12 protein-coding genes are annotated in these 18,287 nt (G+C 50.6%); 5 read left to right on the forward strand and 7 right to left on the reverse strand.

All coding sequences use genetic code 11. From position 1 onward, the window contains the following. Positions 1 to 91 precede the first annotated feature (91 nt). Positions 92 to 1,708, reverse strand: coding sequence for an ATP-binding cassette domain-containing protein (locus QZ310_RS04315; RefSeq protein WP_297070744.1), 1,617 nt, complete (start codon positions 1,706 to 1,708; stop codon positions 92 to 94). 544 nt (positions 1,709 to 2,252) lie between these two features. On the opposite strand from QZ310_RS04315, the gene QZ310_RS04320 reads away from it, so the two are divergent. From QZ310_RS04320 to galK, 3 genes are read left to right on the forward strand one after another with little or no spacing between them, the layout of a single operon-like run. Continuing rightward, positions 2,253 to 3,296, forward strand: coding sequence for an aldose epimerase family protein (locus QZ310_RS04320; RefSeq protein WP_297070745.1), 1,044 nt, complete (start codon positions 2,253 to 2,255; stop codon positions 3,294 to 3,296). A 53-nt stretch (positions 3,297 to 3,349) separates the two neighbouring features. Beyond that, on the forward strand, positions 3,350 to 4,255 hold the full coding sequence (locus QZ310_RS04325; RefSeq protein ID WP_297070748.1) for a sugar phosphate nucleotidyltransferase: 906 nt from the start codon (positions 3,350 to 3,352) through the stop codon (positions 4,253 to 4,255). A 57-nt stretch (positions 4,256 to 4,312) separates the two neighbouring features. Next, positions 4,313 to 5,452, forward strand: a complete 1,140-nt coding sequence (gene galK / locus QZ310_RS04330) for a galactokinase (RefSeq protein WP_297070750.1) — start codon at positions 4,313 to 4,315, stop codon at positions 5,450 to 5,452. Between the two features lie 154 nt (positions 5,453 to 5,606). Here the strand turns inward: galK and QZ310_RS04335 are convergent, their stop codons facing one another. From QZ310_RS04335 to aspT, 4 genes are all read right to left on the reverse strand, one after another. Further along, positions 5,607 to 6,830 carry a serpin family protein gene (locus tag QZ310_RS04335; protein WP_297070752.1) on the reverse strand — a complete coding sequence of 408 codons (1,224 nt, stop codon included), beginning with the start codon at positions 6,828 to 6,830 and terminating at the stop codon, positions 5,607 to 5,609. Positions 6,831 to 6,891: 61 nt separating this feature from the next. Further along, positions 6,892 to 7,713 (reverse strand): DUF4377 domain-containing protein, encoded by an 822-nt coding sequence (locus tag QZ310_RS04340; protein WP_297070754.1) that lies wholly within the window; start codon positions 7,711 to 7,713, stop codon positions 6,892 to 6,894. Positions 7,714 to 7,802: 89 nt separating this feature from the next. Beyond that, a complete protein-coding gene (locus QZ310_RS04345; protein WP_366141970.1) occupies positions 7,803 to 9,425 on the reverse strand; it encodes a sigma-70 family RNA polymerase sigma factor in 1,623 nt (540 codons plus the stop codon). Between the two features lie 136 nt (positions 9,426 to 9,561). Further along, positions 9,562 to 11,262: an aspartate-alanine antiporter gene (aspT, locus tag QZ310_RS04350; protein WP_297070755.1), complete on the reverse strand. Its 1,701-nt coding sequence runs from the start codon at positions 11,260 to 11,262 to the stop codon at positions 9,562 to 9,564. Between the two features lie 673 nt (positions 11,263 to 11,935). On the opposite strand from aspT, the gene QZ310_RS04355 reads away from it, so the two are divergent. Continuing rightward, on the forward strand, positions 11,936 to 14,266 hold the full coding sequence (locus QZ310_RS04355; protein WP_297070900.1) for a transglycosylase domain-containing protein: 2,331 nt from the start codon (positions 11,936 to 11,938) through the stop codon (positions 14,264 to 14,266). 361 nt (positions 14,267 to 14,627) lie between these two features. Here the strand turns inward: QZ310_RS04355 and QZ310_RS04360 are convergent, their stop codons facing one another. Together QZ310_RS04360 and QZ310_RS04365 are read right to left on the reverse strand one after the other, a co-directional pair. Beyond that, positions 14,628 to 16,124 (reverse strand): succinate CoA transferase, encoded by a 1,497-nt coding sequence (locus QZ310_RS04360; RefSeq protein WP_297070757.1) that lies wholly within the window; start codon positions 16,122 to 16,124, stop codon positions 14,628 to 14,630. A gap of 97 nt (positions 16,125 to 16,221) precedes the next feature. Continuing rightward, on the reverse strand, positions 16,222 to 16,692 hold the full coding sequence (locus QZ310_RS04365) for a hypothetical protein (RefSeq protein WP_297070759.1): 471 nt from the start codon (positions 16,690 to 16,692) through the stop codon (positions 16,222 to 16,224). A gap of 75 nt (positions 16,693 to 16,767) precedes the next feature. Here QZ310_RS04365 and miaB point away from each other — a divergent pair, with 75 nt between their 5' ends. Next, the gene (miaB, locus tag QZ310_RS04370; protein WP_297070761.1) at positions 16,768 to 18,108 is read left to right on the forward strand and encodes a tRNA (N6-isopentenyl adenosine(37)-C2)-methylthiotransferase MiaB; all 1,341 of its coding nucleotides are present in this window, start codon (positions 16,768 to 16,770) and stop codon (positions 18,106 to 18,108) included. The last annotated feature ends 179 nt before the right edge of the window (positions 18,109 to 18,287 follow it).

The raw sequence follows: 18,287 nt of genomic DNA on the forward strand, positions 1-18,287 counted from the left end.
ATGTATTGCCAAGATGGGAATAAAAAACAACAACCTGCTCCTCCGGTTTGTGTGAGGGGCAGGTTGTTGTTTTGTCGGTTGGCAGGGCGGGTTATGCTCCGTAGAGTTTTTCGCGGGTAGCGGCAACCTTTTCGTCTGTGATATAATCGTCGTAGTCCATGAGCTTGTCGATTGTTCCGTTGGGAGTAAGCTCGATTATACGGTTGCAGACGGTCTGGATGAATTCGTGGTCGTGGCTTGAAAGAAGCACATTGCCCTTGAATGCCTGCAGGGTATTGTTGAATGCCTGGATTGATTCGAGGTCAAGGTGGTTGGTGGGGGAGTCAAGCACAAGAGTGTTGGCGTCGGTCATCATCATGCGTGCAATCATGCAACGCATCTTCTCTCCTCCCGAGAGCACGGATGCTTTCTTCAGCACCTCTTCACCGGAGAAGAGCATTTTGCCAAGGAAGCCTTTGAGATAGATTTCAGAACTGTCGTTGGAGAACTGTGAGAGCCAGTCGACGAGGTTAAGGTCGCAGTTGAAGAAGGCGGAGTTGTCGAGGGGGAGGTAGGCCGATGTGATGGTCTGTCCCCATTCGTAGGTGCCTTCGTCCGGTTTGCGGTTGCCGGTGATGATTTCGAAGAGGGCGGTCATGGCACGGGGGTCATGGCTGAGGAATGCGATCTTGTCGCCCTTCTCCACCTGGAAGTTGACATCCTTGAAGAGAATCTCACCGTCGACAGAGGCTGTAAGGCCCTTGACTTCGAGAATCTTGTTGCCGGGTTCGCGCTGGGGAGTGAAGATGATGCCCGGATAGCGGCGTGACGAGGGCTGGATTTCCTCGACATTGAGTTTTTCAAGCATCTTCTTGCGCGAGGTGGTCTGCTTCGACTTGGCCACGTTCGCGCTGAATCGCTGGATGAATTCAAGAAGTTCCTTGCGCTTTTCCTCGGCCTTCTTGTTGGCCTGCTGCTGCTGACGGAGGGCGAGCTGCGACGACTCATACCAGAAGCTGTAGTTGCCGGCAAAGAGTGTGAGCTTATTGTAGTCGATGTCGAGCGTGTGGGTGCAGACCGAATCGAGGAAGTGACGGTCGTGGCTGACGACAAGCACCGTGTTCTCGAATTTTGAGAGATAGTCTTCGAGCCAAGCCACTGTCTCAAGGTCGAGGTCATTGGTAGGTTCGTCGAGGAGCAGGTTGTCGGGGTTGCCGAAGAGGGCTTTGGCAAGAAGTACGCGCACTTTCTCGTTACCGCTCATGTCGCGCATGAGTGTGTAGTGCTTGTCTTCCTTGATACCGAGACCGCTGAGAAGGGCTGCGGCATCGCTCTCGGCGTTCCATCCTTCAAGCTCGGCAAACTTCTCTTCAAGCTCGGAGGCACGGATGCCGTCCTCGTCCGAGAAATCTTCCTTGGCATAGAGGGCGTCCTTTTCCTGCATGATGTCCCAAAGGACGGTGTGGCCACGTAGCACGGTTTCCATCACGGTGCAGTCGTCGAATTTGAAGTGGTCCTGTTCGAGCACGCTCATACGCTCACCGGGGCCTTGCGACACAGTTCCGTGTGTCGGAGAGAGCTGGTCGCTGAGGATTCGCATGAGAGTTGACTTGCCGGCACCGTTTGCACCGATAATACCATAGCAGTTGCCGGGTGTGAACTTGAGGTTCACGTCCTGAAAAAGAACCCGCTTGCCGAATTGTATTCCTAAATTATTAACAGCTATCATTCTATAAATTGATTTTCGGTCTGTCCGATTTGATTTTCGGGGTGCAAAGTTACGAATTTTTCTCCATATTACCCAATCCATAATCAGTGAATAATACGGAGATGAATTGCGAAAGTTTAAAGTATACCTGCGAAAAATTACATGAATTGTCGAAAGTTTAAAGTATACCGATGAATTTTTACATTGAGGTTTCGGATATTTGAGGGGGGATATATGGTTCCGGCAACTTGATACCGGTATCTTGATAGTTGTGCTTATGTCAATCGTCGTGTCGGAATAGTGGGACGAGTTATTGTAACTTTGAATCGGCTTGTGGGGAGGGGCGTGGAAGTCGGTTGGATGAAAAATCAGTCATTTATTGTGACAAATCAGTCAACTTTTATGATTTTGAGCCCGATGGGTTGCTGAAACGGTCAACATTGACTATATTTGCAGTAGCCAATCGGGTTGCAGACTTGTGCAAGGTATTGACCTGCCATGTCTTTGTCCCGTCTGGAAGTTTAAAATCTATTGCCGAGAAAGGCTCATCAATTCAAAAACGAAAATGGAAATTAAGACTTTGACCTCAACTTCTCCTGCAGGGGAAATCACACTTTATACCCTCACCAACGCTTCAGGTGCGTCGGTGACTCTTTCGAGCCTTGGCGCAGGCATTGTGGCCGTATGTGTGCCTGACCGTGACGGCAAGCTTGCTGACGTGGCTCTCGGCTACAAGGATGCGGCGTCGTATATGGGTGACGGTCCCTGTGCAGGCAAGATTCCCGGGCGTTTTGCCAACCGTATAGCTCTCGGCAAGTTCACGCTCGATGGAAAAGAATACAACCTCGCGATCAACAACGGGCCCAACGCCCTCCACGGAGGTCCGACCGGTTTCATGAACCGCATCTGGGGAAGCAAGGCAGAAGGCAACAAGGTTACATTCACCTATCGTGCCGCTGACGGTGAGGAAGGTTATCCCGGTAATCTCGATGTCAAAGCCGAGTATACATGGACTGATGACAATGAACTCTCGCTCCATATCACGGCTGAGACCGATGCTGCTACAGTGGTCAATCTGACAAACCATGCCTATTTCAACCTTGATGGCGAAAATTCCGGCACTGTGCTTGACCATGAGCTCCTCCTGAAAGCATCCTGCTATCTCCCCACAGATGACACACAGATTCCTACAGGCGAACTCGCTCCCGTCGCAGGAACTCCCATGGACTTTACCGAATTCAAGGCTATCGGCCGTGACATCAATGCTGATTTCCATCCTCTCAAAGTTGGCAAGGGCTATGACCACTGCTGGGTCATCGACGGTTATGAGAAAGGTCAGCTTAAGGACGTGGCTGAGCTTCGTTCCGGAAAATCGGGCCGTTCGCTTGTGATTTCCACCACTCAGCCGGGAATGCAGATTTATACCGGCAACTGGCTTGCCGGTTGCCCCGAAAGCATTTCCGGAGGCAGCTACAATGATTATGACGGTGTGGCAATCGAATGTCAAGGCTTCCCCGACGCGCCCAACAAACCCGAATTCCCCTCACCGGTGCTCCGTCCGGGAGAGAAATATGACGAGACCATCGTCTTCAAATTCAACGTCCTCTAAACTCCCAACTCAAAACTCCCAACTCAAAACTATAAAACATCATTACATACCCAATGAAACCTACACTTTTCGTTCTCGCTGCAGGTATGGGAAGCCGTTACGGCGGTCTCAAGCAGCTCGATCCCTTAGGCCCCCAGGGTCAGACCATCATGGACTATTCAATCTACGATGCCATCCAGGCAGGATTCGGCAAAGTGGTTTTTGTTATCCGTAAAGATTTCGAGAAGGATTTCCGCGAAAAAATCCTTTCAAAATATGAAGGCCATATTCCTGTTGAGGTTGTCTTCCAGGCAACCGATAAACTTCCGGAAGGCTACACCTGCCCGGCGGACCGCACCAAGCCCTGGGGCACCAACCATGCTGTCATGATGGGTAGCGAGGTCATCAATGAGCCGTTTGCCGTCATCAACGCCGATGACTTCTATGGCCGCGATGCCTTCCGTGTGATGGCCGAGGACCTCATGCGTCCCCGCGACCGCAAGGGTGACTATTCGATGGTAGGTTTCCGCGTTGGCAACACAATGACTGAGAACGGCTCCGTAGCCCGTGGCGTATGCTCAAAGGGTGAGGACGGAAACCTCACCGGTGTTGTCGAGCGTACAGCTATTTCCTACGCTCCCAACGGCGACATCGTTTTCACTGATGAAAATGGAGTTGAGCAGACTCTCGACCCCATGACTCCCGTGTCGATGAACCTTTGGGGCTTCACTCCCGACTACTTCGACTATTCAGAGCGTGAGTTCCGCACCTTCCTTGACAAGGACCTCAACACTCCGAAGGCTGAATTCTTCATCCCCCTTGTGATTGACACGCTCATCCATTCAGGTGAGGCTACAGTCAAGGTGCTTGACACCGATTCCCGCTGGTTTGGCGTGACATACGCAGCCGACCGTCCCGGTGTCGTGGAGAAATTCGCCCAGCTTCATGCCGACGGAGTCTATCCCGACAAAATGTTCTGATTCCAGACGCAAGATATTACCTATTATCACATACATCTTACCTCATACAATCCTTCCATGGAATTAAAAAAACAAATCAGCGAGGCTTTCGCATCGCATTTCGGAGGCGAAGGCACATTCTATACTTCTGCCGGCCGCATCAACCTCATCGGCGAACACACCGACTATAACGGCGGTTTCGTGTTCCCGGGTGCAATCGACAAGGTCATCATGGCCGAAATCCGTCCCAACGACACTGATAAGGTCAATCTTTATTCAGTTGACATGAACGCAAGTGCCAGCTTCGGTCTCAACGAGGCTGATGCTCCTGCCGAGCAGTGGGCGCGCTACGTTTTCGGTGTTTGCCGTGAAATCATCAAGCGCGGTGGCACTGTCAAGGGTTTTGATGCAGTCTTCGCAGGAAATGTGCCTCTCGGCGCTGGTCTCTCTTCGTCTGCGGCTCTTGAATCATGTTTCGCTTTCGCGCTCAACGACCTTTTCAACGGTAACTCAATCGACAAGTTTGAGCTTGCCAAAATCGGTCAGTCAACCGAACACAACTACTGCGGTGTGAACTGTGGCATCATGGACCAGTTCGCCTCAGTGTTCGGCAAGAAGGACTGCCTTATCCGTCTCGACTGCCGTTCGCTCGAATATGAGTACTTCCCCTTCAAGATTGACGGCTACAAGCTTGTGCTTGTTGACTCGGTTGTGAAACATGAGCTCGTGGATTCACCCTACAACAAGCGTCGTGAGTCGTGTGAGCGTGTGGCAAAGCGTCTCGGAATCGAGACTCTCCGCGATGCTGACATGGAGATGCTTGATGCAGTGAAGTCCGACATCAGTGCAGAGGACTATATGCGCGCCAAATTCGTCATCGGCGAGAAAGAGCGTGTGCTCGGTGTCTGCGATGCCCTCAACCGTGGCGACATCGCTACAGTCGGCCGTCTGATGTATGAGACTCACGAAGGTCTTTCCAAGGACTATGAGGTGTCTTGCGAGGAACTTGATTTCCTCAACGATGTTGCTAAGGAATGTGGCGTGACAGGTTCGCGCATCATGGGCGGCGGTTTCGGTGGTTGCACCATTAACCTCGTGCCTGACGCAATCCATGATTCGTTCATCGCAACCGTGACTGAGAAGTTCAACGAGCGTTACGGTCACGCACCCAAGATTTACGACGTGATTATCTCCGACGGAGCCCGCCGTTTGGAATAATAATTCCCGATAGGATAAGAGGAGGTCTTTTGACCGACTCTGAAATTTGCAATGCGCCCCGAAAGTCGAGACTATATGACTTTCGGGGCGCATTTATTTGTTTTGCCGGGCGATGGTGGATGGATATATTTTGTTGAAATACGGATATTGCAGCTTACAGTCTATTGACGCATCCTGCAAAAAGTATTGCTCCCGTCGAGCTTTCCTCTATCATGAAGGCAAAGGGACGGTCGACATGGAAGTTGAGTTGAGGCCCGGGTCCTACGGCTGTAAACTCTCCTTGGATTATAGTTACGGCAGATGCCTCCGTTCCCTTTTCGTCAACATCTATACTTGTCAGTTGTTTGGCTTTTGAAACGAATGTCTGAGTGTCGGAGAGTTTGCTGAAATCCGCCTTAAAAGGATTGAACGCATCTTCCACACCGAGGCTTTTCAGAAAATCGTCGACTGCGAGATTGCTTTCAATCTTGAATTTCGGGAGTTCGACTGAACATTCAAATTTAGATAATCTGCTTTTGCAGTCATTCCATGATTGGAGGTCGAAATCCTCAATGACGCTTTCGAGAGAGCGGTTCTCTTCCGGAAGGATAATGGTCATGGTGTATGTCCCGTTGCCGTAGGCAAGTGAGGCCACTGAGTAATCGGGATAGTTGCCGTAGCTTATCAGATGGTTGCTGTCACACATTGTCGGAACCATTGATTTTGTTCCATCGGAGTTGCGGAACTCTTTGTCGGTTGTATCGCTCTTTTTGAATGAATCCTCCCATTCGCCTTTGAAATAAAGGGCGTTGATGAGAAGGAATACGGTCTCGTCAGAGCATGGCTCTTTAAGAGTTTCCTTAATCATCCCCTTTGTTCGGTCACTGCACCAACGGTTGATTCTCTCTACCGCTTCAAAGCTTGTGAGGTCGAGACTTGTCGCTTCTGCATTGTAAATGTCGGTCATAGCCAGTGAAAACGATGGAAGTACATTGAACTCCTTTCTGAGCCAGATTGAATTGGCTGATTGGAACGTTGTTTTTCGGTCGGCTTTCGGAAGTTCGGACATCAGCAGTTTATTGAGTGAATTAAGTTCTGATACTGAAGTGACTCCGAGTGCATCCGTCAGTTGGGCGAGGGTGTTGCCGTCGGCTCCGTTCATGAGCATTCCCAATGCGAATTGAGCGCTAAGCGGAGAAACCATGAAGTTGTCATTTCCTGATTTCGCGTGGAAATATCGCAGCATGTCGAATGCCATTGAAATCTGCGAGGTCACTATTTCGCTTTGGGCCGGAGGAAGATTGATTTCATGTCGTGAGTTGTCGGTAACGTCATTGTCGTTGCTGCATGAGGCAAGTGCGAGTGTCATCCCGATTGCAAATGTGGTTAGTTTTTTCATTTTTTTAGTTGAAATGTGAGGGGTTGTGTAAGTGTTGTTATGCTTTTTAGGGAGTGGAGAATCAAAGTTTTTCAAAGTTCAGTTTTATGGCTTGAATGGCAAGATTTTCCGCACTGTAAAGATAGAGCGTGTAGGTGTAGGTATCTCCGGATTCTCCTTCTGCAACCATACGCTCCTTTTCTGTTGAAGGTATGATTTCGGTAAGCGCAGGGGATTGGAAATATCGTTGGTAATCAAGCGGGCGCAGTTTTTCGGAAAACGGAGAGCTGACATATATCCTGTCGATGATATAATTCCAGCGCCCGAAGAGCGGATTGTCGATACCCAGAACGTAGACGAGATTGATATGTCCCTCAAACACCTGCTGTGTCAGAACATTTTGCTCATCCGGGGTTATCACTCCTGAATTATCAATCGTAAACCTGTCACGGTCGGCCATATATATTTCCGCAGGTGTTCCGGATGCGAAGATGATGTCAGCTTCGGTTTCGACTGCCTTGTCGGATGGGTTGAAGGATGGATCCTTGCGCTTTTCCAGTATCTTCCGGAGACGATACCTCTTATCGGTGTCATCCATCGGAGGATTGGCGAGGATGGTCTTGTCCACGCTCAGTTCATAACTGTAGCCGCGTTCCCAATCGAACTCGCTGATAGCATTCAGGCCGAGGGTGCTCTCTGCTCCTTTGGAATCAATCACCACGAGTTGTTCGATGGGGAAGTATCTGTTTTCGCCAAGATATGGGAATGTGATTCTCGTTTCCGAAAGAACGGTGATGGTTTCGCGCACGGTGATGTCTTTCTGTCCCTCGTCTTCATTCATACAGGCCGTGAACGTGAAACCTGACATGAGCATAGCCGCAATAGGGTAGAGTGATGCTTTCATGATTTGAATAATGTGTTGATGTTTTGTCTTAATGATTGGAAATAATCCGAAAGACTGCATCACTTCATGAAAAAATTTTGACCGGTTGTTTAAAGATTGAAACGCAGTCCGATTGGGATGGTGAATTCAAAGGGATGTTCGCTGCGGATTGTCGGGAGTGAAGAGCCGTTGGCGGGATAATATCGCAATGAAGGTTCGGCATAGATGCTGACGGAGCGCGTCAGGCGATAGTCCAGACCAAGCCCGACGGATAGTGAGAATTGAGTGCGCGGATTCATCGCCGGAGCGGAGAAGAATGAGGCTTTGTAGAGCGTGCGGGTTGTCGAACTGAGGGGTATGTCGACAGCCATTCCTCCGCTTCCATAAATGGAAATCTGTTCGTAAGTGGCGATTTTGAAGTTGAGTTTGACCGGAATGCCGAGATAATATGATTTTACCAAGGCATCCATGCAGCTATGATTGTCAAAACCGAACGAGACATTGCTCCGCATGTAGGTGAGATTGAGACCGGTCTCAATACTTGTCCGTGGCGACAGACTCCGGCTAAGGCTTATTCCGAAAGTCACCGGGACGCTGTGGTGGGCCTCACGTTTGATATTTCCGGGGTTGGAATAATCCGGCTCGGGTGGTATGGTAGGTTTGTCTGAACCTGATATACTACCATCATTCCATGGGCCATTTACAGTATAATCATTGCCTTCTGAGGCATTTGCAAATCTGTCAGTATTAAGGCTGTATGTCAATCCCACACTCCAGTTTTGACGACTGTTATGGCGTCTGCCGGATGTAGCGATGTAGGTCCGATATTCATTTCCGGTGACAGGTTCAACGGTGAGTTTATGTGTGCGTGCAGTGTCCGCTTCCGTCGTCTGCACTGTAGGCTCTTCCTCATGTTTAATATCTGTTCTTTCCTCGTTCGCTTCAATCCTTTCCTCCACGGGGGCTTCTGTTTTCGTGGTTCGGGGGACATCAGGCGAGGTCTTGGAGCTTGTTGCTGTCGTTTTCTTGGAGGAAATGGTTCCTGCAATAAGATTTTCAGGAGATACAGACAGATTATCTCCCGATTTCACCGATGTTTCTTCAACAAGCCTTCCGACCGTTTGGCTTATATTCATGCTCATATCATTCATGTCGGTCTTGAACATGACGAGTGCTATGGGTGAAAGTAATAACAAGAGAACCATCAGAGCGAGGGCGGTCTGACGTTCGGATATGAGTTTACGCATCATTGCCTTTGCGCGGGCAAGTTGCGATGACGACGAGTGGGGCGCGATGCCGAGCAGTTTGCCTATCTCCTTGTGCGACTTGTTTTCGAGGACTGCAAGTTTGAAGATTTTCCTGTAGCCTTCCGGAAGCTTGTTGATGATGACCTCCAATTCATTGTATGATAGGATGTCGTTCATATCGGGGCTGTCCGCCGGTTCGTCCATATCTTCAAGTACGGTGGCTACCTCTATGCGGCTGAGATACTGGATGGCAAGGTTTTTCATGATTGTCCCCATCCAGTATTCGAGCTTTTCGGGAGCGCGCAGTTCGGAGATGTGTGAGAAGATGACGAGGAATCCGTCGTGGAGAATGTCTTCGGCGGCTGACGGTTCGTTGACGTAGCGTTCAATCAGCTTCAGCATTCTTCCGGAATAGGCATGATAAAGCCGGGCCATAGCATCTCTATCGCCCGCAGCGCACTGTCCGATTAGCTTCACCGTATCCATTTCTCAAAATAATGATGCGAAAAATGGTGAAAGACTGCACGGGACTGAACAAAAATTTTTCTGCCCTTACAGTCTATCCTTCGGCAAAGTTAATGAAAAGCCGTGGAAATTAGGCGCTTGTATGTGTGATTTTCATTTACACAAGCATGACTGTCACCATGCCCCACACGACGAGGAGTATGTTGCTGACAGCGTAGGTGATGGTATAGCCTATCGCCGGGACGGTGCTTCCGATTGCATCCTGCACGGCGCCGAGCGAAGCGGTGCATGTGCGTGTCCCCGCGCAGCATCCGAGTGTGATTGCAGGATTGAATTTGAACACCTTGTTGCCAAGCCATAGGCCGAAGAGCAGTGGAATGGTGGTCCCGACAGCTCCTGCCACGAAAAGCAGCCACCCAACCGACTGGAGTCCAGATACAAACGATGGAGCCGCTTCGATGCCCACCACGGCAATGAAGACGTTGAGGCCGAGGTTGTTCATTATCCATAAGGCCGGAGAGGGAATCTGGCCGAAAGTCGGACGTTTCGAGCGCAACCATCCGAAAACGATACCGGCAAGGAGTGCGCCACCGCTGGTTCCGAAGCTTACAGGTACACCGCCGACCCAGACGGTAAGAGTGCCTATGAATCCTCCGATGAAGATTGCAAGCCCGACAAACATCAGGTCGCTCGCAGTGGTAGGAGGGTCGGCGTGTCCAATCATGCGACCGGCTTCAGTGAGTGTTTCGGGGTTGCCTATCAGTGTCAGCATGTCGTTGCGTTCGAGAAGGCGCGAAGATTTGACGGAGATTTCCTTGCCCTTGCGTTTGATGCGTCTGATGGAGATTCCGCGCATCAACGGGGAGGCCATCAGGGTTGCCACGGTCTGCCCTATGATGTCGCGTGAGGTGACAAGAACCGGCAGACGGCCTACGGGGTAGGTGAGAAGTTCGCGGTTCTCGACCTCGATTCCTGCATGTTGGCCGACCTTCACCATGTATTTTCTCGGACCGCAGATGACGGCGATGTCCTCCGGTCCAAGGACATCGGATGGGGTGGGGACATAAATCTTGTCGCCCTGCTGCACACGGCTGATGTAGACATGCAACCCTATGGAACTTAGAAAAGTCTCCGCTTCGGCTACGGTGCGTCCTCCTTTGAACAGGTCGCCGGTCAGCCGGTAGGCTCTGAATGAAATTCCACGGTGGGCATTAAGTTTCGAAGGGTCGGATTTCCATGAGTCGTTTTCGAGGCTTTTTTCAAGTTCCACTGCCTGTTGGCGCACCTTTTCGATGCCTCCGAGAAGTTTTGGCCCGAAATTGCCCAAGAGTATGACTGTTCCAAGAGTGCCGAAGATATATGTCACGGCATAACATACAGGAATAATGGCTATTTCCTTATCCTTGATGCCTTGATCTATCGGCAGTTTCATGATTGCTTCCGAGCCGACACCTATGAGCGACGAGCATGTCTGTGAACCGGAGAAAAGTCCGACGGTCTCTCCTTTTGAATAGCCCATGATATAGGAAATGGCAATTGTGACGGCAAAACAGCTCATACTCATCAGAATAGCAAACAAGACTTGTTTCAAGCCCGTTCCACGCAGTGATTTGAAAAACTCCGGTCCTACGCTGTAGCCGATTGAGAAGAGAAACATCATGAAGAACACTGTCTTCAGCGGACCTGACATCGGTATCTCGAATTGTCCCACAATGACACCGACGAGCAGCACGGCTGTCACGCTTCCGAGCGAGAAGGAACCGATGCGCACACGTCCCAACAGAAAACCCAGACCGACTGTGAGAAATACGGCCAGGGTAGGATAGTTTCTCAATATGTCACCAAGATATTGTATCATAATAGTCAAATCGTGTCTTTAAGAGGGTGTTTAATAATAAATGTTAATCCGTGGGCGGTTTATCTTTGAGTGATTATTCCGTAACGATGAGGGAGTGTGCCCATTGGCACTCGACCGAAGAGTTGCGGGATAAGCGCCAAAGAGAAACCGAGGCAACGGTATTATAGTTTCATTGTATTTCATTAAAGTTTATTTTCTTTATCATGAGGATGGATTAATCTGTAAAAGTTACCTTCGCCTTTCCGTCTTTCGGGCATCTTTTCCGCTTTGTCTCAGTCGTGTACATTAAGTACACTCCCTCAACGCAGCAGAAAATCTGCTCCGAAATACGGAACCCACGGGTTAACATTTATTGTTAAACACCCTCTAAAATAAAAACACGTCCGGACGGCATTTGTTTCAGGATTGGCAAAGTCAAATTTCATCGGAAAACGGAATTTGACAGATGTAGTTAATTGAATTTTGATTAGTAGTTCATTTGAATTTTGATTATGTGATATTGAAGGAAAATTCGTAAATTTGCATCTTGGTTTGTATTACTCTCCAATACATATTATAAGGTATAATGAAACAACAAGAAAATAATCATCAGAATACCGCCGAAAGGACTCCGAAGAGGTCTGTGGCGGCAAAGGCCAAGAAGCCCCGCCGTCATCGCGGGCTAATTGCCACGATGTGGATTATATTTTTCTCCGTCATCGTCGGTATCTTCCTATTCTTGTTCTTTATCTACAACGGTGTCATTGGATATATGCCACCTGTTGAGGAATTGAAGAATCCTACCGACCGCTTTGCCTCGGTGCTCTATTCATCGGACGGCAAGGAGATCGGACGTTATTTTGTCGGTACAGGCAACCGTGTCTATGCTGATTTCGATGAAGTGTCGCCCTACGTCATCGACGCTCTCATCTCGACTGAGGATGTGCGCTTCGAGGACCACTCGGGTATTGACATGCGCGGTCTCGGCCGTGTGCTGTTCAAGACCGTCCTGATGGGCAACAAGAATGCCGGTGGCGGTTCGACCCTCACCCAGCAGCTTGCCAAGCAGCTCTATTCGCCCAACAGTTCGGGGGTGCTCTCCCGCGCGATGCAGAAGCCGATTGAGTGGATGATTGCAGTGAAGCTCGAACGCTACTATTCGAAGGAGGAAATCATCAAGATGTATCTCAATCAGTTTGACTTCCTCTACAATGCCGTCGGCATCAAATCCGCAGCGCATGTCTATTTCAACAAGGCTCCCAAGGACCTTAAGATAGAGGAAGCCGCCACTCTCGTCGGCATGGTGAAAAATCCCGCCTACTATAACCCTGTGCGTCAGAACGAGCGCACACGTCAGCGCCGCAATGTGGTGCTTGCTCAGATGGAGAAGGCCGGAAAAATCACAAAGGCCGAGCTTGACTCGCTCTCGGCTCTTCCGCTCACACTGACTTTCAACCGTGTGGATGCAAAGGATGGTATCGCTCCATATTTCCGTGAGGAACTTCGCCGTATGCTCCGTGCCCACAAGCCTGAGCGCGAGAACTACCGTGGATGGGAAACCCAGAAGTTCATCGACGATTCAATCGCATGGGAAACCAATCCGCTCTTCGGATGGATTGAGAAGAATCCCAAACCCGACGGTTCGAAGTATGACATATATACCGATGGTCTGAAAATCTACACCACCATTGACTCCCGTATGCAGGAGTATGCTGAGGAGGCTGTGGCCGAACATCTCGGCGACTATCTCCAGCCAGCCTTCTTCCGCGAGAAACGTGGGACAAAGGGTGCGCCTTACACCTCCGACCGTGCGGAACTTTCGGAAATCCGCAGGAACCACCTTGTGCGCAACGCGATGAAGAACACCGACCGTTATCGTGTGATGACCAAGGCCGGTGCCTCGCGTGAGGAAATAGACCGTGCGTTCAATACTCCACGCGAGATGAAGGTGTTCACCTACAATGGTTCGGTCGACACAATCATGACACCTCTCGACTCGGTGCTTTACAACAAACACTTCCTCCGCACAGGTTTCATGGCGATGGATCCGCTCAACGGTCATATCAAGGCATACGTCGGTGGCCCGAACTTCTCGTATTTCCAATATGACATGGTGTCGACAGGCCGCCGTCAGATCGGTTCGACCGTCAAACCTTTCCTTTATACATACGCGATGGAGGAGGGCTATACTCCCTGCGACGTTTTCTCCAATACCCAGCCTGTCCTGACAGACGAAGCCGGAAACGTGTGGGCACCGCGTAATGCCGGATCAGCCCGTGTGGGCGAGATGGTTGACCTCCGATGGGCGCTTACCAACTCCAACAACTGGATTTCGGCACGTCTCATCTCGCAGCTTTCGCCCCCTTCGCTTGTCAGAACAATGCACAATTTCGGTATCACTGCGGAATTGCCTCCGGTGATGTCGCTCTGTCTCGGCCCGGCGGATGTCTCCGTCAAGGAGATGGTGACAGCCTACTCGGCCTTTGCCAACAACGGTATGCGCGTTGATCCCATGTTTGTGACTGCTATCGCCGATAACAACGGCAACATCATATCGGAATTCTCGCCGCGCCACACGGAGGTCATCAGTGAAAAGGCATACTACCGTATCCTGTCCATGCTGCTTAATGTGGTCAACGAGGGTACTGCCCATCGTGTCCGTTCGCGCTTCGGACTGACTGCCGAGATGGGTGGCAAGACCGGTACGACCAACTATAACGCCGACGGATGGTTCATGGGCTTTACTCCCAACCTTGTGGCCGGAACATGGGTTGGCGGTGACGAACGCTTCATTCACTTCAACACCATGGCCTACGGTCAGGGTGCGTCGATGGCGCTTCCTATCTATGGCCGTTTCATGAAGAAGGTTTACGCTGACAAGTCGCTCAACTATTCGCAGAGCGCCAAGTTTGATTTCCCCGCCGATGTGAATCTCTGTGAGAAAGAGTTCTATGGCATGTATGAGGAGGAAGTCAATCCCGACACTAATGCCGAGGATACTACAATGGAGGGCGTGTTTGACTGATGCTCTCCGATAGACGCTAAGATAATCCACAGGGGCGGAAGAAACAGATGGAATTGTTTCTTCCGCCCCTGTGGATTTTGTATGACTTTCCGGTTTCACATATCGGGTCAATCAGAAAATCCGATTCATATACGGTAAAAAGAGATGCAAAAGCACCCAAAAGTCAAATGCAAGAGAAGTTATAATTTCCTTGAAATTAATCTTTGTGTCTTCTGGCCTTCTGTCGTTCTGTGCCTTTTTCAGATTATACGAATTTAATGCGCCGTCAATTACGGACTATTTATGATGGATAGACAAATCGGGCATGGTCAAACTTTGACCATGCCCGATTTAGTGTCGGTTATAATCTTGAAAAGATTGATTATGCGAATTTCGACCAGTCAACGTTGCGCATGTCGCCTGATGAGAGGAACTCAGTGTGGAAGGCGAGGGCTGCATGGAGGGTGTGGGGAGTCTGACCGCCACGGGTGCTGAGCTTGAGGTAGTCGCGGAGGAGTTCGCGGTAGATGGGGTGGGCGCAGTTGTTGATGATTTCGTGTGCGCGCTCTACCGGATCGAGGCCGCGGAGGTCGGCGATACCCTGGTCAGTCACGATGATGTCGACAGAGTGTTCGGTGTGGTCGACGTGCGACACCATGGGGACGATATTGGAAATCTTTCCTTCCTTGGTGATTGAGGGGCAGGAGAAGATCGAGATGTAGGCGTTGCGTGTGAAGTCGCCTGAACCGCCGATACCGTTCATCATGCGTGTGCCGGTGACGTGGGTCGAGTTGATGTTGCCGAAGATGTCAGCTTCAAGGGCGGTGTTCATGGAGATTACACCAAGTCGACGGATGACCTCGGGGTTGTTGGAGATTTCCGAAGGACGGAGAACAACATGCTTCTTGAAGAATTCGATGTTGCTGATGACTTCATCCTCAACCTCGTTGGAAACGGTGAGCGAACAGGTGGAACCGAATTTGCAACGGCCCTGCTTCATGAGGTCGATAACAGCGTCCTGAATTACCTCGGTATACATTTCGAAGGGAGGAATCTCCTTGGCATCGGCAAGGCCGTAGAGGACGGCGTTTGCCACGTTGCCCACACCTGACTGGAGAGGAAGGAAGGTCTTGGGAATGCCACCGCGGCGAAGTTCTTCGATGAGGAAACGGCAGACGTTGGCACCGATTTGCTTGGTAGTGTCGTCGAGCGGAGTGAAAGCCTTGACACCCTCATAGTGGTCGCTCATGACAACGCCGACAATCTTCTCAGGGTCAATCTTGAGGACGGGAGAACCGATGCGGTCGCTTGCCTTGAAAATAGGAATTTCTGTGCGGTTGGGGGGATCGAGGGGGAGATAGATGTCGTGGAGACCGTAGAGAGCATGGCGGAGTTTCTCGTTGAGCTCAATGACGATTTTCTTGGCCATGCGGGCAATGGTGGGAACGTTGCCCACGCCTGTGCCGACAACTACAGTACCGTCATCCTGAATGTCGGAAACCTCGATGATGGCAAGGTCAAGTTCGCCGAAGAAACCGTAGCGGAGTTTCTGGGCAGCTTCCGAAAGATGAAGGTCAAAGTAGTGTGCATCGTGAGAGTTGATGCGCTTGCGCAGATCGGGGTGATTCTGGTAGGGTGTGCGCTTGCCGATAGCATTGGCGCGTGCGAGGACACCGTCGCAGTTGTCGCTGGTCGATGCACCGGTGATAATGTTGATTTTGAAAGGTTCACCCTGGGCATGGAGCTTTTCGGCCTTCGCGGCTATTGCCTGAGTTACTACTTTGGGCGAACCGGGAGCGGTGAAGCCGGAAAATCCACATTTGGCTTCGTTGAAAAACAGATCGGCTGCCTCTTCGGGAGTCAGGATGGGAAATTTCATAATTTTCTTTTTTCTGAATTAAGCGGAGGAGTAGAAGGAATTTGTTTATGATTGAAATTTGATTTTCGGTGATGGTGAGAGGGTAGGGGGAGGTTGATTATGATGGAGAGTTGAATTTCGGTGTCAGAATCGTGGTGTCGATGATGGCGCGTCGCCAACGTTCGTAGTGCGCTGCTGTAGCGCTGTCGGTTTCAGTCGGCCGTTTGTCGGTGATTTCCGGAAGTTCTTCAAGCTCTGTCAGCTCCATCGGGACATCATCGGTTTTCGGTGTGGTGACGGCATGACGTTCGCCGGGGAGGAAGGGGGAAGACATTGGTCGGGGGGCGGCAGTTTCCTCTTTTTCACTGACAGAGGCTTCATCGGGCCTTACGGTGACAGTGGGATTGCTCACATTGAGTCCGTAACGCAAGTTTAAAAATTGGTTGATAGCCGTTGGATTACCGGAGTGAGCCGTCGGGCGCGGAGTAGCCGCGCGTGGAGATTCCGCCCTTTCCTTACCTTTCTTTTTGAGATATTCGAAGAGCGAACCGATACCGAAGACAATCAGGAATAATATTATTTTTTCCATTGCGCGGTTTTTCGTAATTTTGCAGACAAATTTACGGAATCTTGCGCTTATAGCCAAAGAATCTACTTATAAATTATGAGTTTATCACGCAAATTACATATTGAAACCTACGGCTGCCAGATGAATGTGGCCGACAGCGAAGTCGTTGCTTCCGTTCTGGAGACAGTCGGCTATGAGATTGTCCCGACCGTTGAGGAGGCTGACGCGGTGCTTCTCAACACATGCTCCATCCGCGACAATGCGGAGCAGAAGATTGTGTCTCGTCTCGCTTATCTCTCATCGCTTCGCCGCAAGCGTCCGAAGGATGCCTCGCGCCTGATTGTGGGTGTTATCGGCTGTATGGCTGAGCGCGTCAAGGAGGAACTTGTCAGCAAACATGGTGTCGACCTCGTGGCCGGTCCGGATTCCTATCTCGACCTGCCTAACCTCTTCGCATCAGTCGAAGCCGGAGAGAAGGCTGTCAATGTCGAACTGAGCACCACCGAGACCTATCGCGACATTATTCCCGCGCGAATCACAGGCAATCCTGTGTCGGGCTTCATCAGCATCATGCGCGGCTGCAACAATTTCTGCTCCTACTGCATCGTCCCCTACACCCGTGGACGCGAACGTTCGCGCAGTGCCGACAGTATCCTTGCCGAGCTTGCCGACCTGCGTGCCCGCGGCTTCAAGGAGGCCACGCTGCTCGGACAGAATGTCAACAGTTATTCCTATACGACTCCCGAAGGTGAAGTTGTCGACTTCCCGAAGCTTCTCGGAATGGTGGCAGATGCCGCTCCCGACATGCGTATCCGTTTCACCACTTCCCATCCCAAGGACATGAGCGACGAGACCATCGACATGATTGCCTCGCGTCCGAATCTCTGCAAGCATATCCACCTTCCTGTCCAGTCAGGTTCCAACAAGGTGTTGAAGGCGATGAACCGCAAATATACCCGCGAATGGTATCTTGACCGCATTGCCGCCATACGTCGTGCCATTCCCGACTGCGGTATATCGAGCGACCTTTTCACCGGTTTCCATGATGAGACCGAGGAGGATTTCCAGGATACACTGTCGCTCATGCGTGAGGTCGGTTTTGATTCTTCGTTTATGTTCAAGTATTCTGAACGTCCGGGGACGTTGGCGGCGCGTACGATGCCCGACAATGTGCCGGAGGATGTGAAGATTGACCGTCTGAACCGCATGATTGCTCTTCAGAACGAACTGTCGCGTGAGAGCAATGCCCGCGATGTCGGGAAGGTGTTCGATGTGCTCGTCGAGGGTGTGTCGAAGCGTTCGAAGGAGCAGTTCGTAGGACGTAACCAACAGAACAAGACTCTTGTCTTCCCCCGCGGCAACTATCGTGTCGGTGACACTGTAAAGGTCCGCGTTGTGGACTCGTCTTCAGCCACTCTCATCGGAGAGCTTGCATGAGGAATGTTCATGAAGGAAGATAAAGACTGAAAAGTATATTGGCAGACCTGAAAGTACATGCAGGGAGCGAAAGTTGCAGGGACATGGTGTCCGGCTGACTTCGCTCCCTGCCTCTTTCCTATATATTAAATATCTTCTAAAGCTTCTGATGCAATTCATGTAATGGCTGATGACCGTAG

Source organism: uncultured Duncaniella sp. (assembly GCF_910577345.1).
In the GTDB taxonomy this organism is placed as follows: Bacteria; Bacteroidota; Bacteroidia; order Bacteroidales; family Muribaculaceae; genus Duncaniella.

Coding starts and splice junctions, on each gene's coding strand:
- QZ310_RS04315 (WP_297070744.1), bottom strand. CDS start 1,708: ATGATAGCTGTTAATAATTTAGGAATACAATTCGGCAAGCGGGTTCTT.
- QZ310_RS04320 (WP_297070745.1), top strand. CDS start 2,253: ATGGAAATTAAGACTTTGACCTCAACTTCTCCTGCAGGGGAAATCACA.
- QZ310_RS04325 (WP_297070748.1), top strand. CDS start 3,350: ATGAAACCTACACTTTTCGTTCTCGCTGCAGGTATGGGAAGCCGTTAC.
- galK (WP_297070750.1), top strand. CDS start 4,313: ATGGAATTAAAAAAACAAATCAGCGAGGCTTTCGCATCGCATTTCGGA.
- QZ310_RS04335 (WP_297070752.1), bottom strand. CDS start 6,830: ATGAAAAAACTAACCACATTTGCAATCGGGATGACACTCGCACTTGCC.
- QZ310_RS04340 (WP_297070754.1), bottom strand. CDS start 7,713: ATGAAAGCATCACTCTACCCTATTGCGGCTATGCTCATGTCAGGTTTC.
- QZ310_RS04345 (WP_366141970.1), bottom strand. CDS start 9,425: ATGGATACGGTGAAGCTAATCGGACAGTGCGCTGCGGGCGATAGAGAT.
- aspT (WP_297070755.1), bottom strand. CDS start 11,262: ATGATACAATATCTTGGTGACATATTGAGAAACTATCCTACCCTGGCC.
- QZ310_RS04355 (WP_297070900.1), top strand. CDS start 11,936: ATGTGGATTATATTTTTCTCCGTCATCGTCGGTATCTTCCTATTCTTG.
- QZ310_RS04360 (WP_297070757.1), bottom strand. CDS start 16,124: ATGAAATTTCCCATCCTGACTCCCGAAGAGGCAGCCGATCTGTTTTTC.
- QZ310_RS04365 (WP_297070759.1), bottom strand. CDS start 16,692: ATGGAAAAAATAATATTATTCCTGATTGTCTTCGGTATCGGTTCGCTC.
- miaB (WP_297070761.1), top strand. CDS start 16,768: ATGAGTTTATCACGCAAATTACATATTGAAACCTACGGCTGCCAGATG.